Source organism: Shimia fortis, from assembly GCF_040225985.1.
Classification (GTDB): domain Bacteria; phylum Pseudomonadota; class Alphaproteobacteria; order Rhodobacterales; family Rhodobacteraceae; genus Shimia.
In genome coordinates, this window is record NZ_JBBPEU010000018.1 from 16,109 (window position 1) to 33,209 (window position 17,101).

Consider the following 17,101-nt stretch of genomic DNA (forward strand, 5'->3'; position numbering starts at 1 on the left):
ATGTCTTTGCGATCTTCAGTTTCGGGTATCGTTGTGGCTTCCATGGTTGCCGGAACGCAGGTGCCGACCATGGCCGCTGCGGGTGAGGTGGAAACCCTGTTGGGGATCGGGGCTGGGCTGATCCTGCTGGACCAGGCCAATCGTAACAAGAACAAGCCCAAGAAAAGTACCGGAACGTACAAGGCGCGCTCGAATGCGGATGTGGCCGAGGCACAGCGGTTGTTGAACCAGTTGGGGTTCTCGGCGGGTACGGCAGACGGGCTGATGGGGCGCAAGACACGCGGTGCAATCAGCGAATTCCGCGTGCGTTATGGCATCCCGGGCGAAAACAAGGTCGATCAGGATTTGCTGACCCAGTTGCGGCTGGCCTCGCGCGGGGAGCTGAACCGTCAGGACATGGCGACCGGGCAGGTCGGCGTAATGGCCAGCAATGGCGCGGTCATTCGCGGAAACGCGGGCGGCGGTGCGACGCACGGGGGCTTTGTCACGGCGGTGCAGCCGATGCAACCCGCCTTTACCCCGACCGCGCAGAATGGGGTGGCCGCCCAGCCGGAAGTTGCGGCGCAAAGCAATTTTCAAAGTGCGATCAGGCCCTTGCAGCCCGCCTTTGATCCCACCGAGGCGCAGGATGACAAAGCGGGTGACACTCGACAGGTCGCCTCGCAGCAAGGGCAATTCCAAAGCGCGATCAAGCCCCTGACCGCGGTCGCGACCCCTGCGGACCCAGCCAAACAGGACACGGGCCCAGCCATCAATCCTGTGATGCAGAGCATCCAAAGTGTTGAGGGTGAGGGTGCAGAGAGCAGCGGCGCAGAGACCACGGAAATGGCTTCTGCCGGGGGGCTTCTGGACGAGGTTCAGAAACCGAAACCCCAAGTTGTCGAGACAGCACAGACAAAATCGCTGCCCCCCGTCCTCAAGGGCACGCAGGATATCGTTAGCATCAAGCTGGGCGATGCGGTCAGCGCCTCTATGGCGGTTCTTGACAGGCGCGCCGAGGACTGGGTGCCCGTCAGCGTGTCAGGTGCAGGGCTCGGCGCGCCCGCAGACATGCGACTTTCGCCCACCCGTTCCGAGGCGGCGATGCTGCTTGAATCGCAGGGTGTTGTCATGGGGGTTGGGCGCCTTGTCGAATATGATGGCGTCGGCATGGACCGCCTTTTCGCCGCGCTCGAGGACAAATATGGTCTGCAACAAGCGATGCGTGACCTTGGCGGGGCGACGATGGAACTGGTCTGGGAAGGCGAGGCTGCCACCAAACCCGCCTGCGCCGTTGCACTGGAAGAACCTGCGGCCGGGACATACACCGTGGCTGGGGTGTCAGGGGCCGACGCAACCCTCAAAGGCTTCCTGTTGCCGGAGTTTGCCAACGCCGCCAAAGCGGCGCAGGCAACCTGTGGCGAAAAGCTGATTGTCAGGGCCACAGCTTCGGACAGCGGAACGACCCTGTTCCTGTGGTTGATGGATGTCTCGGCTGTCGCGCACGCGACCGTAGAGCAGGAAAAGGCGCGCCAGCCGGTCAAGACCAAGATTGAGCTTTAGAACAGGCGCACAACCCGTCTGGAACGCTGAGAATTTGGCGTGCCTGCCTGTGCGGGTGAGCTTGGTCTGCGAATCTTGCGCCTTGTGGTGGCGGCTTGCCCTGCAGACACAGGTTGTCGCTGCGTTGTTTCCGCGCCTCATGGGTTGCGAAGCGAGGCTGAATCCCCGTTTTGAGCCAGATTTTCTCCTGAAACAGTCCGCGTTTTGTTAAGCTTTCTGAATTCAGTAGCGGAGGAATTGGGATGAGTACGTCAAGTCTTGGGCCCGGGCTGGTGCCAGCGTTTGTCATGGTCGGGACTGAAACGTTGGTCAACACGCAGACCGCGCTGGATCAGGAAAACAGCCATGTGACCTGGTTACAGAACGGCAATATCCTTGTGACTTGGGAAAGCCTCGAGCAGGACGGCTCGGGCGATGGCATCTTTGCCCAGATGTTCGATGGCACAGGCGCCCCGATCGGCGGCGAATTTCAGGTCAACACGACCACCGCATCGACCCAGCTTGTGCCGCAGGTGGTGCCGGTGCAAGGGGGGGGCTTTGTGGTTGTCTGGTATGGCACGGGCGATATTTACCGGCAGCTATATGATGAAGATGGAACCGCGCTTGGCGGGGAACTGTTCGTCAATACCACGCTATTTGGCGGTCAATATGACTTTGTCATCGACCCCCTCGTGGATGGCGGGTTCGTTGTCTCTTGGCGCAGTGCGGGACAGGACGGCAGTTTCAACGGCGTCTATGCACAGACTTTCAACAATCTGGGTTCCGACACCTATACCGAGTTTCAGGTCAACACGACGACGCTCAACAACCAGACCGATCCCGATTTCGCGGGGCTGGTCAGCGGCAACATGGTGGCGGTGTGGCAATCTCAGACGCTTTCGACCTCGGATCGTGGCATCTATATGCAAATGTATTCCAACACGAATACGCCGATCGGTGGCGAGCAACTGGTGGCGGACAGTGCGGCCATTGCCGAACAGGCCCCGCAGGTGGTGGGCCTGACCGGTGGCGGATTTGTTGTTCTGTATCATGACGCGACCAACGCAGAGGTTTGGGTGAAAACCTATTCCGAAACTGGTGCGGCCATCGAAGACGGGCATGTGCGGGCCAGCAACCACATGGGCAGCGGTACGGGCTATCATGGCACGCTAACGGCGCTCGCCAACGACCGGTTCGTGGTGACGTGGGAACTGGCAGCAGGCGGTTCCAGCGGGATCGGGTATCGCGTGTTTGAATCCGACGGATCCGATGTGGGGGGCGGTTTGGTGCATGGCACCACGGCGGGCCGGGATCAGGATGCCGAGGTGCATGCCCTGCCGGATGGCGGGTTTGTGGTTGGATTTACAACCCCTGATGCGAGTCTCAGCGGCGTCTTTGTCAGCCGTTTCAGCAATGATGGCGTGCCGCTTGGGGATGCCGCGGAAATACAGTGCCAAGTGAATACGGAAGACACCAATCATCAGTTCGACAGCAGCCTTTCGGTGAATGATGACGGGGACGTGGTGGTCACCTGGACCTCGATCGGGCAAGATCGGGGCGCGACCCGCACCGGCGTCTACATGCAGATCCTTGAAACGCCGGACTTCGGGACAATCGACAATGATACGATGACCGGCACCGCGGGCAATGACACCCTGTCAGGGCGCAATGGGGATGATCTTTTGCAGGGTCTCGAAGGCGATGACAGCCTTGTCAGTGGCAATGGAAATGACACTCTGCACGGTGGTGATGGCGATGACGTCATTTTTGGGGGTGGCGGCACCGGGGATATTGGCGACCAGATCACCGGCGGCAGTGGCAACGATAGCGCCAATGGCGGCTATGGCAATGACACCCTCTATGGAAACGCCGGAAATGACACGCTTGAGGGGTCAAACGGTGACGACTACCTGCATGGTGGCGGCGACGCCGACAGTCTGAACGGCGGGGACGGCAGCGATACGCTGATCGGAAGTTCCGGCCATGACGTGTTGGTGGGCGGAGACAGTTCCGACGATCTGCGCGATGTTCTTTATGGTGGTGGCGGCAATGACACGCTTGAGGGCGGCTATGGCAATGATGAGCTGCGGGGCGATACAGGCAACGACCAGATCGCAGGCGGGTTCGGCGCCGACACCGTGATTGGCGGGGTCGGGAATGATACGCTGACCGGCTCGGCTTTCGGAGACCAGATCTTCGGGGGGGATGGCGATGACTTCGTCAATGGTGGTTTTGGCCATGATCGCGTGAACGGCGGAGAAGGGGCTGACAGGTTCTTTCATATCGGTGCCCTGGGGCACGGCTCGGACTGGATTCAGGACTATGATGCCAGTGAAGGCGATGTGCTCGTCTTCGGAAATACCTCCGCGACACGAAACCAGTTCCAGATCAATACGACCCATACGGCGAATGCCGCGGGCGAACGGTCTGGCAATGACAATATCGAAGAGGCCTTCGTGATCTATCGCCCCACGGGCCAGATCATGTGGGCCCTTGTGGACGGGGATGGACAATCATCGATCAACTTGCAGATCGGTGGGGCCGTATTTGACCTGATGGCATAAGGTCGAGGCGGGACCTGCGGCCGCGGCCAATGGTTTTGATTGCGGCTTGTCAGACAGCTTGGTCTTCAAACCTATTTCTGGGCGTGTGGCCTGTGATGGCTTTGCCGCTTAACTGCAACCCTTGTCCAGTTGGCCCGTTTGCGCGATGAAAGATGTCCAAACATATGTGGCGTGACGTTGCGGACTCTGCCCCACAAGGCCGGGGTCAGGGAAAGCCTGAGTTGATCGCCTTATGCCATCGGAAATTCCCGAAAATTAGCAGAACGCTTGAATAACACGTCATTTCGCTTCAGATGGTCTTTTTTTTTTCCTGTTTACGAGGCCAATGAAGAGCCTGGCGGTGCTGCTGTGCCCGAACCTTCGGGTTCGAACCTTCCGGTTCAGGGACCCCCGAAATCCGCATCGGCGGGGGCACCCGCGCCGTTTTGTCCTGTCAGACAGGGAGCTGATTTGTTGCGTTTTCGGAAAAGTGAAACGCCGTCGGAAAGGTGGGGCTTTCCGGGTTAACACCCACGATCCGTACCTATGCGGTCGACCCAGTCACCGGGAAAACCTTGCTTGGTCCAGTCATCGGAGACCGTCTGTCTGTCGCAGATGGTCCGAACCGGATGTCGAGGCCCTGGCCTTGCTCGCGGGCATCGCCGATGATGATCTGGTGGGCGGGACGTTCACGGATGTTTTCCTGACGGGCGCAGACAATGATCTGGTCCGGTTGGTCGATTTGATCGACATCGCTAGGGGCAGCTCGGCGGACACAATTACTTTCCGAGACAACACGGGCAGCGATGTTGTCACCACTTACAACCGTGGCTTTAGTCAACTGATGCACGATGACGCGCTCTGGCTTGCCGAAGAAGGCACGCTGACCGCCGCACAAGTCGTGTCAACTTTCGGGTCTGACACCGGCAGTGATGTGCAGTTGGAGATTGGCGACGGCAACATCGTCGTATTGATGAACGTGCCGTCCCAGTTCAATCTTGAAAACGACACCACCATCTTCTGATGTCAATGGATCGGCTTCCGGAGTCTCATCCGGAAGCCGACAGCCGTTCGGAAGAAAGGCCGCTTTGGTTGTCAATCGGGTCGCTCTACTTAGCTGGCGTTCTTGCCCGTGAAACAAGGCCGAATTTCGTATCCAAATCGAGAGGGAAGACAGAAGTTCGCTCAAACGATGATCTTTGGCATTGCGCTTTGGTCTGCCGGTTCCAATCGAACATAAATGATCAGTCTTTCCCGTGCTGTACCGAAGGGGCGGTACACGCGGACCAAAAAGACTTTTCTGATGTCCCTGCAAGCCTTGCACTTCGAGAGCGTGAGGACCTTATTCCAACAATTTCAGGTCGCCGGGCCGCCAGGTCTTGTCGAACCATGGCTCAAGAGGGCCATAAAGGCGCATCATGACGTTGAAACTTTGGCCCGGCATTGTTTGTGCCCAGTTTGCTTCTTTGCCCGTGGGGGCCTTGGGGCCAAAGTAGATGGTGTAGCCGCCGTCTTCGTTGGCGACAATCCCGTCACGCTTTGAGTCGATGCCACCAGACCGCTGATCGGTTTCAAGGATCGAGCGGGTCTGTCCGCTATAGAGCATGAAAGACCAGAAATTGGCCGCAGGCACCGGACCGGGCAGAGTCAGTGCATAGGTTTTGGAGCCATCTAGGTATGCGCCCTCGATATCGCGTGCTGTCATCGCGTAGACCGACCCTGATCCGACCGGTGGTGCGGTCATAGCCGGCGTGATGCCCGTCGCCATGTAGAAAAAGTAGGTACGATCATCGAGTATTCTCGCGCCGTCTTCGAGAAACAGATAGCTCTGCCGCTGGAAAGGCGAGTTCCACTGGCGATCTTCGTAAAAGAAGACACCCGGATCACGTGCAGCGTATGTAATCGCGCGCGCGGTGGCATTCGCGATTTTGGCGGCTTCGTCAAGGATGCCCTTCATCCGTGCGTCCGGCGCGAACGGTTGTCCCTTCTTGATGCCGATAGACGCAAATGTTCCGACAATCTCGGGGCTGAACGCGCCAACGGGATTGTTCTCCAGTGCGGTGTGGATCTCTTCGAAAAAGTCGGCGTTGTTGGCATGCACCGTATTGTGTTGCACGCCCGAGATGTTGACAAATGTCTCGGCTGGCGGGGTATCGGCCTCGCTCAATGGATAAATATTGAGCCCGGCTTTGACAGCCGCAACCGGAGCTTCTGTGCCACCATCTGCATCAGGCGAGGTCCGAACGAGAAACCAGTGTTCATATGTTTTGGTCCGCAGTTCAAAATGTCCTTCGGGCACAGGCGTGTCGTCATCATTATGGATGAGAACGTATTTGCCGCCCTTTCCTTTATCGGGACCCAGCGCGCCAATATCCGTGACATATTCAAAAGCGGCATCGTCAATCAGCCCCAAGAGACCTGCCGGAACATCCAGCACAACAGGACCGTCAGAGATGTCGACATAGGACCCGATGTAAATCGTTGTTGTGTTCGGTGTCAGCCAGATAGAGCGCGCGTCCATCAGGTTTTCGGTGATCACAACATCATTGGGCCCCGCACCGACACTTTCGTATCCTTGGAACATGGCCCTTAGTGAGGCGATGCTCATCCCATCAAGGAATGCCGTCGTTGCGCGTATCAGATCCAGATTATCAAAGGCTTTCTGTGACGTTTCCGCCGAGGGCATCCCATCAAAGAAGTTCAGTGTCCCGAGGGTTTCGGTTTCGACAACATCCGGCGTACGCACATTGTCCGGCACATCTGCGGCGAATTCCTGGGCCGTGGCCGGAGCCGCCAGTGCCAGTGTTGTCACGAAAGCAAGGTGTTTGGGTTTCATGGTTTTGTCCGTCCTGTTGAAGCGTGCTATTTGATTTTTTCGAGGTCACCCAGCATCCAGCCGCTTTGCAGCCAGCCTTCGGTCGGGCCGTAAAGCCGGAACAGCAGGAAGTAGGGTTCGGTGGTCGGAATCCAATTGCTTTCCATGCCGGCTGGCGCCTCTGGTCCGAAGTAGATGTCGTATGACCCATCCTCGTTGACTTGCATGCTGTCGGCGTCGCGTGCGGAAAGGCCCACAGGCGCGACGTTGCGGATAAAGCTTTTGGTTTCCATTGAATAGACGATCACCGACCAGAAATCTTCGGCAGGGGTGTCCGCTGGCACGTTCAGCTTGTAGGTGGCGTTGTGGTCGTACATCTCGCCGTTGCTGTCGCGCAGCCCGGTCAGGTAGAACGTTCCACCGCCCAGTTGCTTGGGCAGATAAGTGATCCAAAAATAGCTGCCACCTGCGCGGGCATCGACCAGCACCTCGGTGTCGGTTTCGTAGGGAAACCCAAGCTCGGCCTGACCTTCGGCAAAGTCCCAGATCAGCCATTGGTTTTTCATGTTACCGTCTTCATCGACCCAAAGCGGGATCATCGCCTTGCCGGGGGTCACGAAATAGTTCTGCATTGACGCGTAAGCCAGCAACAGCCCTTCTTCCATGGCTTGCAACTGTCGCTCGGTCGGCTCGAACGGTTTGCCCTTCTCGATGCCGAGATCTTTCAGAAGGTTTACCATCACCTTGTCCTGTGGACGGATCGGGTTGTTCTGAACATAGTCGTTCAGATCCTGAAAGAAGGTCTCGTTGTAGTAGGGCAATGAGTCATAGGGCACTTCCGACGCCTCGTGATAGCTGTTCGGTGGCGGGTTGTCGGCCTCTGACAGGTAATAGATCTTGATGGTCTGCGCGTAGTCCGCGGCGTCCGCATCCGTGCCGCCGTTGGTGAGTTTCGGGCGGAATGAAAATCCGTATTCGTAGGTGTCGGTTTCGAAGGGGAAATACCCCGCATCGGTCAATGCCTCGATCGACATGTCACCATCGTAGCCGGGCGGCAGCATAAGGTATTTCCCTCCGGCCCCCTTGTCGAAGCCGTCCGGTCCGACATCAACAATCGGAACATCCCACGCATTCACGATTGTCCCGAAATAGTTGACCTTGTCGGTGGCCGCCGGCACCTCGATAACCAAGGGACCTGGCTCTGACGTCATCGACGACCAGGCATAGGCGGTCACGTCATTGGCCGTGAGAAAACCGTGTTTGGAGTCGAAGGGTTTGTTGAGGTAGGCGATATCATTGTAATCGCCGCCAAGGTCGCGCCGGGTGCCTTTCAGGAAATCGATCATACCCGCGGCGGGCATGCCCCAGATGGCGGTCTGCGTCGCACGCTGCACCATGATCTTGTATTCAATGTCTTCAACTTGGGCAGACCGCGCGAGGATATCGCCGGTATCGTTGAACGACTGGCTGAGGGCTGGTGACGCTATCAAGCCAACCCCGAACAAGACCGCGGCAAACTGCGCCGAAAAGTTACCAGTAAACGTCTGGGCTCTGTTCATTGTGTTTCCTCCCGTTTGTTTTGCCGAAAGAGTTGCACAACACAAAGTTCGCCGCGTATCATTTCACGACAACGGCGGCAGGTTTCTGAAGGGATTTATATGGCGCTATCACCGATGATTTCCTCGAAGGCGCTGGGCGGGATGCCCCAGTTTGTGCTTGAGGTGGCTGGCGAGAAGCGATTGGCCGAAGCCCTGAACGCTGCAAATTTGCCCTTTCACGTGGTGGAGGAAAGAAAAGGCTACATCTCGGAAAACTCTTTGGCGGTCTTTGTGCACAAGGCCGCGCAGATCTCTGGACAACAGAATATCGGGTTGCTTTGGTCGCCCCACCTGACCGTGGCGGACTATGGGGCATGGGGGCAGTACGTTCTTTCTGCACCGACCTTGGCTGGGGCGCTTCTGAGGGGAGCGGCCGTTATGCCGTTGCATTCTTCCGCGGATCGCGCATGGCTCGAGACCAGTGGGACGGTCTCACGTTATTGTTATCACTTTGGACTTCGCGGGCATCATGCGTATCCTGATATCGGGTTCTCTGCGATTGGTGTTTTCCTGAGCATTTTCCGGGCTTATCTGGGAAAGGACTGGAAGCCGTCTGCGGTTCTATTGGATTTTCCAAAGGTGCCAAGCTCGGCAGAAGCCGAGATCACCTATGCCTGTCCCGTTATTTGGAATGCGCCAAGGTTGGGTATCCAGTTCGAAACATCCTGCCTGCAGGTGGATGGCGTTGCGGGACAGACCAAAGATGTTGTGTCGGTCGGGGATATCCGGAGAGAATGCAGGGGCGGGCCGCCCGAAACAATTGCTGGACAGGTCGCCGCCCTGGTCTGGCATCAGCTTGATCGAAACGAGGCCACCATTGATGCCGTTGCGCAATCCTTGGATATCGGCATCCGGTCGCTGCAACGAAAGCTGGAGGGAGAAGGGGTGCAGTTTCGCGAGATCGTCAATCATACTCTGTCGCTGCGCGCCAAAGAATTGCTGTCGCTCTCTCATGTGTCCATTTCGGACATCGCCGCGATGCTGGGGTATGAATCGTCGAACAACTTTAGCCGCGCCTTCAAGAAAACAAGCGGGATGACGCCCACGCAATATCGGCGAGATCTTCACTCGGCCTATCGCAGCCAGTAGTGAGAAAAGGCGTTCATTTTCATCACGGTAAATACCTAAACCCCATCGGGCTCCATGAAATAGGAGCCGAGCCTGCCAATCTAAAAGATGTGCGGTAAAAGAGTCTTTTTGTTGACGCAAGGTAAGCCTGTCCCTAACCTCGGCGCGGATTTCCAATAGATTTTTAGGTCAGGCCATGTTGCCGAATTTGAATACGTATACGGTCAATGTAGACCGTCTGATTTCGTATCTTGAGGATCACGATAGAGATCTTGAGAACGCTGAAATTGTCCTTGATGCCCTTGGCGATTTGCAGGAAGCCCTGAGTGAGGCGGCAGGGGATGCGCGACAGATCGACTCGTTCATCGATGATCTTCGTGGGGTCGCGACCTTCATCAAACTGTTCCCACCGACCCGGTCGCTCGGCTCGGCCCTTGATCGGCTGCTGGACCGGGTCGCGGCGCGCACCGAAGAAATCGCAGAGGTACTTGAAGACTACGAGTTTGAAATTCGTGTTTTCGGAGGCGCGATAGACACGGCCTCGGCTGCGGTGAATGCGTTGCAGATCAGTGTGGCAAATGACCTTGGCGATGTGCTCAGCATGCGCGCCAGCCTTTTGGACCTGCAAGAAGCCGTGAACGAAGACCCCGCCGGGCTTGATCCGCGTACTGAAAGCGCGCTTGAGGCGATGGAAACCTTGATGGGCGAGTTGAACACGCGCTTTCCGCAAGAGGCGCTGGACGAAATGTCCGACGCGGTCGAGGCGCTTGATGTCGCCCTCGGGGTTTTTGCGGGCATGGATGTGGTCGTGTCGCAGTTTCGCGACGGGATTGATGCCGTTGCCGGGCTTTTGTCGGGGATTGGCGATCCTCTTGGCGAAATTGTCGATGCGCTGGACCCGCTTCTGTGGGTACTGGAAAAGGCCGAGTCTGCAATTGACGCACTTGTCAGCCCGATCCTTGATCCCATCACCGAAGCGCTGGGCATTGATGCCTTGCTGGACGCCGTGGACGAAGCGATTGGCGGGCTTCTGCCCGAACTTAACCTGCTGAACCCGTTGGATGGTCTGACCGCGGATTTCAATTCGATCTTCGGAACGTCGCCCGACTTTACCCAGCCGATGATCACCCGCATCGAGGACATTTACGGCGCGCGTGATGATCTTCCGGGCGACGACCTGACCCAGTTCCTGGCCTCGCGCATCTTTGGCGAACGCAGTTATCTTGGGCCGTTGCTGGGGGATGGCTCTGCCGATCCGGATGTGCTTTTGGGGCAGAACGATCTGATCTTCTGGCAAAGCCTGCTGTCTGGCGAGGCGGACGACGATGTTCTGAGTGCGGGTATCGGCTCGGATACCCTGCTGGGGGGCACGGGCGATGACGTATTGATCAACGCTGGTGGAGACGACAGCCTCGTCGGGGGTGCGGGCTTTGACACGCTCTATACCCACGCGCCGCTGTCAGAGTTCAGCTTTACCACCGAGACGCGTTTCTTTGACGGGGCCGAGCACGATATCCTCAACCTGAACCATCTTGGCGGGTATCTGGGCGGCTTGATCCTGAACTTCGGTCAGGATGAGATCGTGGATGTCGAAAGCTTTGTGTTCGGCCTGACCGTTGTCACATATGAACAGTTGAAATACGCGGTGCGCGTTTATGACGGCGAGCAGGGCCGCGCGGTGGCTGATCTGATGCTTGGGGGGAACGCGGCCGAGACCTATAACGCGTTTGGCGGTGATGATATCCTGATCGCCAGCCTGGGGTTTGATACCCTGAATGGCGGTGCGGGCGAAGACCTCGTAGATTATTCCGCCTTTTCGCAAGCGGTGCGTGTCGCCCTGCGGTCAGTGGATGCCGCCCGCCTTGGCGGGATGGCTGACCAGTATAATTCGATCGAAAATGTTCTTGGGTCCAGCCTTGATGATCTCCTGGTTGGATCTGACGGCAATAACCGCCTCAACGGAACGCGCGGCGACGATACGCTGGCTGGGCTGGCTGGCAATGACATTCTGGTGACGGGACAGGGAAGGGATGTTGCGGCGGGTGGCGCTGGTGACGATTTGATCCAGAGCTTCCACGGGCTGGACCTTCTTTTGGCCGGGCGGGGCAATGATACCTACCGGTTCGGGACTGACCAGAACGCGGGCGACGTGATCTTCTATGCGCTGGGCAACTCGGATCTCAGAGGCGGCGTGCAGGCGTCAGCCTTTGCTACGGTTCAGGTGGCCGACCCGACTCTGACCCTGCCTTACCGGATCTCGGTCAACACGGTCGACCCAGAGCACACTCGGGTGGACAAGTTCGATGATCGTGGGGTGTTGCTTGGCTCCGATTACGCCACCACAGTCGGTGCAAATATCGCCGGCACTGATCGCAACGATGTCTTCACGCTTGGCACCCATTTCGCCCTTTATGCCGGGGGGCGCGGGTCGGATCGCTTTGTCGGAAGCGCGGACAACTTGCGCGACCGCATTCCCGATGATGATGCCCTGCCACCCGGCCTGCGCGCTTTTGGCGGCGAAGGTGCAGACAGCTTTACCACCTACACCATGGACGAGAGCTTTGTCGGCGGTGCGGGCAATGATCGCTATAGCTATGTCGAGGACGAAAACGCGTCCGATGCGATGCGTCAAACCTTTGAGGATCGCCAGACGTCTTATTTCTTTGGCGGCGCTGCACCGACCCATTTTGGCAATATCGTCGAAACAACCGATCCCGATACCGGGTTGCCTGTGTTCCTGCCCGAAGACCTTGGCAGTTTTGATGCCGATGCGCTGGCGGATACCGGCGTGGATACGTTGGATTTGTCCGCGGGCGAACGTTATTGGCTGATTGATGTGGAAAACGGCCTGCTCACCTCGCGCGATTTCATCGGGCGCGATGGGGTGTCTGCCTTTGGTAATATCGACAACCGGTTGCGGTTCTACGGGGTCGAGGTCTTCCTTGGGGGGATCCTGAACGATTGGTTGGTCCACGGGGACAGCGACATCACCTTTTGGGCAGGGCGCGGGCGCGACACCATCCTGCCGGGCCTTGGCGGCGGTTTCGGGAACCTCGAGGCGCATGGCGGTCAGGATGACGACTATTTCAACAGCGGTCTCGGTCTGGACAGCCTTTATGGGGATTCCGGGAACGATTACCTGCGCAACAACGGCAACATGTCCCAGACACCCGGCGCGTTCGAGCTGCTTGAGGGCGGCACGGGCAATGATTTCCTGACCGTGGGCAGCCACGGGCGTGCTTATTCCGGCGCATTGACCAATTTTGACGGGGGCGAAGGCCAGGACTGGGCCGAGTTTTACCTGAGCGAAGGCCAGCGTTTCGAGATCAATATGGGCGGTACAGGATACCTGATCGACGGTGTCGGTGCCGGGTTCTCGGGCATCGAAGGGATCATCATCCACGATGCAAATGCCGAGATCAACGGCACCACGGGGGCGGATGCCATCCAGACCGGAGACGGCGACGACCTGCTGGTCGGGTTTACGGGGGATGACATTCTGGCCAGTGGTGGCGGTGATGACACGCTGCGGGGCGGGGCAGGGAATGATATTCTGGCGCCCGGTTTTGGGAATGCAACGGTGGAGGGTGGCGCAGGTCAGGACGCGCTGCAATTGCACGGGCGTTTCGATTATCGCGACGGACAGGGGGTGTCGTTCCGCGATACCGACACGCGGAATGTCGGCTGGTATGTAGATCTGGCCGCCGATCTTGTCGTTGCCATTGGCGGAGACATGGTAATCTTTTCGGGCATTGAACGGTTCGAAGGCGGTTGGGGCAACGACACCATGTTGGGCACAGCCGGGGCCGATTACATGGGCGGACACGGGCGCGATGACTCGGTCGATGGGGGGGCAGGGGACGACACATTGCTGGGCGGCGCCGGGGACGACACGGTTCTGGGCGGCGCCGGTGATGACGTGGTCAACCCGGGCACTGGATACGACAGGGTATCGGGGGGCGCAGGGCATGATGTGCTGCAACTGGATGCCAACATGGAAAACGTCATCCTGTTGGGCCACATGGGTGTTGCGACAGGGGCCTTTTATGAAAGCATAGAAGTCGCGCCCGGCGTCGGGATTTACACCACCACGGCCCATCCCAGCGTGGACCATTTTGACGGGTTTGAGGAAATCGTCCTTACCAAACAAGATGACTATGCCGAAGGGTCGGCAGAAGGCGATCACATTGAAGGCGCGCTGGGCGCGGACACGCTGATCGGCCTTGGCGGGTCGGATACGCTTGCAGGGGGCGCCGGCAACGACCGGTTGGTTGGCGGAGGCGCGGCCAGCCTGCCCGCAATGGCGCATCTGGACCAGTCTGGCGGGTTATCAGGTCTTCGGATTGACAATTTCGACGTCATGCCCACCGACGCGTTGACCTTCGAAGCCTTGGTTCAGACCACGCCGATGTTTCAGCAATACGCCCTGATGTCCTATGCGGTGCAGGGGGCAACCAACGAATTCCTTCTGATCACGGACACGACGGAAACCACCCTTGATATCTGGATCAACAACCAGTTGATCCCGACCGACGTACCCACTTCTGCGATCTTTGATGGCGATCTGCACAGGATTTCGGTGACGTGGACCACATCCTCGGGGTGGTTGCAGGTTTTCGTAGATGGCAGCCTGCTTTGGGAAGAATGGGGGATCGACGCGGCACGCGCACCAATCAGTGCGGGCGGTACACTGATTTTTGGGCAGGATCAGGACGGCAGCACCCCGGGCGGCGGTTTCAGCACAGGGCAGGCCCTGCATGGCGCGATCGGTGACATCCGCATATTCGAAGGGCAGCGCAGCGAAGACCAGATTGCCCAGAACGCGCTGGTGGATACCGCGTCCCTGCGTGACGATGATCGCTTGGTAGCCTCGTGGCAATTTGATCCCGAGGCACCGGGGCAGCAGGTCAGCCTCGGCGGCACATTGGACAGTTTTGGCAGTGTGACTGTCCGAGACGCGTCGGACATCACAGGTCAGGACGCAGGCGACCTGCTGCTCGGGGGCGACGGCGCCGATACCCTGATCGGCGGAGCGGGCAATGACACACTTGTTGGAGGCGACAGTGAAGTTGACCTGCGCGACGTGGTCTATGGTGGTGATGGCAATGACTCGATCGACGGTGGCTATGGCAATGACGAACTGCGTGGCGATGCGGGCAATGACTCGATCGCGGGTGGCTTTGGCGCGGACACGGTGATCGGTGGGGCGGGCGACGACGTATTGACCGGCTCGGCCTTCGGAGATGTCATCTTTGGCGCAGACGGCAACGACTTCATCAATGGCGGTTTCGGCCATGACCGGGTGAATGGCGGAGCTGGTGCTGATCGTTTCTTCCATGTTGGGGTTCTGGGTCATGGCTCGGAATGGATTCAGGATTATAACGCCGCCGAAGGGGACGTGCTTTTCTTCGGCAATGGCGCGGCGACCGCCAGCCAGTTCCAGATCAACACGGCAGACACGGCCAATGCGGGCGCTGATGGCATCAGCGAGAGCTTCGTGATTTATCGTCCCACCGGACAGATCATGTGGGCCTTGGTGGACGGTGATGCACAAACGTCGATCAATCTGCAGATCGGTCAGGAGGTGTTTGACCTGTTGGGCTGAATGCATACACATGGTGCAAGCGTGGCATGTCTGTTCGCCCGCTAGATACTTCCCGAGACCGCCATCTTTTCAAGCCTTGCCCCCTGCAATGGAGCCGACAACAAAGCAACCGCGTCTTGTATGTCGTGAGAGGAGGTCTTTCACAAAACTCATGTAAACCAGTGAATTGTTGATTTTTTTGTAAGTTTCTGAGAGACTGATCCAATCGATTTATGGAGGGCCTTTGCCCGGGACATAATGACATAAGAAAAGGTTTGTCCCTGTTCTGTAGCAGTCAGAGACGGTGAAGTGATCTTCCCTCATGTTTGGGAGAGTACTTTATGCCGGTCTATTTTGCCCTGACGGGCGCGCCACAAACCGTAAACACCCCTACGGCCAACTTTGTCAGCAACTCCTTCGTCGAGGCCCTGCCTGGCGGGGGGTATGTTGTCGTCTGGCAAGATGGCTTGTCGGATGGGGATCAGGATGGTCTGTTCGGCCGTGTGTTCAACAGCGACGGGACGGCCATCGGTTCAGAATTTCAGGTCAACACCCGCTTTACCGGCAACCAGACCTCGCCCGAGATCGTCGGCCTGGCCTCGGGTGGGTTTGTCGTCGTGTATGACTCTTTTGGCATCGACGGCAGTCTGACCGGTGTCGCGGGGCAGCAATTCGCGGCAAACGGATCTGCGGTCGGCGACGAATTTGTCATCAACACCACTGTCAGCAGTGCCCAGAGTATTCCGAGCATTACCGAGCTTGGCAACGGCAATATCGCTGTGACATGGGTCGGGTTCGGTGCGGACGGCAACAATTACGGCATTCAAGGACAGGTCATATCCGCCAGCGGTGGTCTGATCGGGGACGAGTTTGTGGCCAATACCTTTACGCTGGGGTCGCAATACTGGCCGGATGTTGCGGCTCTTGCAGATGGCGGATTTGTCGTCGTCTGGGATACTGACGGTCAGGACCGCCATTCTTTTGGCGCCTATGGTCAAAGGTTCAACGCGTCGGGCGTCGCCGTCGGTGACGAATTTCAGGTGCATACATCGGATGGCTTTGCGCAGGACAAGCCCAAGGCTGTCGGTCTGGGGGATGGCGGATTCGTCGTCATCTGGCAATCCAACCATATGGGCATCGGCCAGACAGGCCTCTACATGCAACGCTTTGATGCCAACGGAGACAGGGTTGGCGTTGAAACGCAAATCAACCAATATGGCAATTCCGTCACCCGCTCACACGAGATAGCGCCAACCTCGGATGGCGGGTTTGTCGTGACTTGGTCGGGCGGTTCGTTCAACAGTACCGAGCATCCTCTCGGGTTTTACGGGGCGCGGTTCGATTCGTCGGCGGCTGCTGTCGGGGACCAGTTCCTGATCTCGACCGACGTGAGTTCGAACCGAGGGAACATGCCGGTCGTCGAGCTTGCAAACGGAGATCTCCTCGCGACCTGGCTGGCGGCGCCCGATGCCGGCCAAACCTATGGGGATATCCAGTCACAGGTGATTGGTACCTTCGGCGAAATGTCCGGAACTGCCGGAGCGGATATGCTGCAGGGCGCCTTTGGGGATGACAATATTCAGGGTCTGGGCGGGGATGATACGCTGGTCGGGCTAGAGGGAAATGACGTGCTGCGAGGTCAGGATGGACATGACTCCTTGCGCGGCGGTCTTGGCACGGACACGCTAATAGGCGGCGAAGGCAACGACACCCTGATCGGCGGAGATAGTGAAAACGACTTGCGCGACGTGATCTATGGCGGCAACGGAAACGACTCGATCGACGGCGGCTATGGCAATGACGAACTGCGTGGCGATGCGGGCAATGACACGATCGCGGGCGGTTTCGGCGCAGATACGGTGATCGGTGGCGCGGGCGACGACGTATTGACCGGCTCGGCCTTCGGGGATGTCATCTTTGGCGGAGACGGCAACGACTTCATCAATGGCGGCTTCGGCCATGACCGGGTGAA

General features: G+C 58.2%; 8 protein-coding genes. 6 read left to right on the top strand and 2 right to left on the bottom strand.

The annotated features are described in order from the left end of the window. The 3 genes from WNE31_RS17655 (at window position 1) to WNE31_RS17665 (ending at window position 5,088) form a co-directional block, all read left to right on the top strand. On the top strand, window positions 1–1,542 hold the full coding sequence (locus WNE31_RS17655; RefSeq protein WP_349981269.1) for a peptidoglycan-binding domain-containing protein: 1,542 nt from the start codon (window positions 1–3) through the stop codon (window positions 1,540–1,542). Window positions 1,543–1,784: 242 nt separating this feature from the next. After that, window positions 1,785–4,085 (top strand): calcium-binding protein, encoded by a 2,301-nt coding sequence (locus tag WNE31_RS17660; protein WP_349981270.1) that lies wholly within the window; start codon window positions 1,785–1,787, stop codon window positions 4,083–4,085. Window positions 4,086–4,710: 625 nt separating this feature from the next. Beyond that, on the top strand, window positions 4,711–5,088 hold the full coding sequence (locus WNE31_RS17665; protein ID WP_349981271.1) for a hypothetical protein: 378 nt from the start codon (window positions 4,711–4,713) through the stop codon (window positions 5,086–5,088). A 318-nt stretch (window positions 5,089–5,406) separates the two neighbouring features. Here WNE31_RS17665 and WNE31_RS17670 read toward each other — a convergent pair whose 3' ends face one another. Both WNE31_RS17670 and WNE31_RS17675 read right to left on the bottom strand, forming a co-directional pair. Beyond that, the gene (locus tag WNE31_RS17670; RefSeq protein WP_349981272.1) at window positions 5,407–6,900 is read right to left on the bottom strand and encodes a DUF1254 domain-containing protein; all 1,494 of its coding nucleotides are present in this window, start codon (window positions 6,898–6,900) and stop codon (window positions 5,407–5,409) included. Window positions 6,901–6,926: 26 nt separating this feature from the next. Continuing rightward, the gene (locus WNE31_RS17675; RefSeq protein ID WP_349981273.1) at window positions 6,927–8,438 is read right to left on the bottom strand and encodes a DUF1214 domain-containing protein; all 1,512 of its coding nucleotides are present in this window, start codon (window positions 8,436–8,438) and stop codon (window positions 6,927–6,929) included. Between the two features lie 99 nt (window positions 8,439–8,537). Here WNE31_RS17675 and WNE31_RS17680 point away from each other — a divergent pair, with 99 nt between their 5' ends. The 3 genes from WNE31_RS17680 to WNE31_RS17690 form a co-directional block, all read left to right on the top strand. Then, a complete protein-coding gene (locus tag WNE31_RS17680; RefSeq protein WP_349981274.1) occupies window positions 8,538–9,566 on the top strand; it encodes an AraC family transcriptional regulator ligand-binding domain-containing protein in 1,029 nt (342 codons plus the stop codon). 175 nt (window positions 9,567–9,741) lie between these two features. Further along, a complete protein-coding gene (locus tag WNE31_RS17685; RefSeq protein WP_349981275.1) occupies window positions 9,742–15,150 on the top strand; it encodes a hypothetical protein in 5,409 nt (1,802 codons plus the stop codon). A gap of 320 nt (window positions 15,151–15,470) precedes the next feature. After that, a partial coding sequence (locus tag WNE31_RS17690; RefSeq protein WP_349981276.1) for a calcium-binding protein occupies window positions 15,471–17,101 on the top strand: 1,631 nt, incomplete at its 3' end.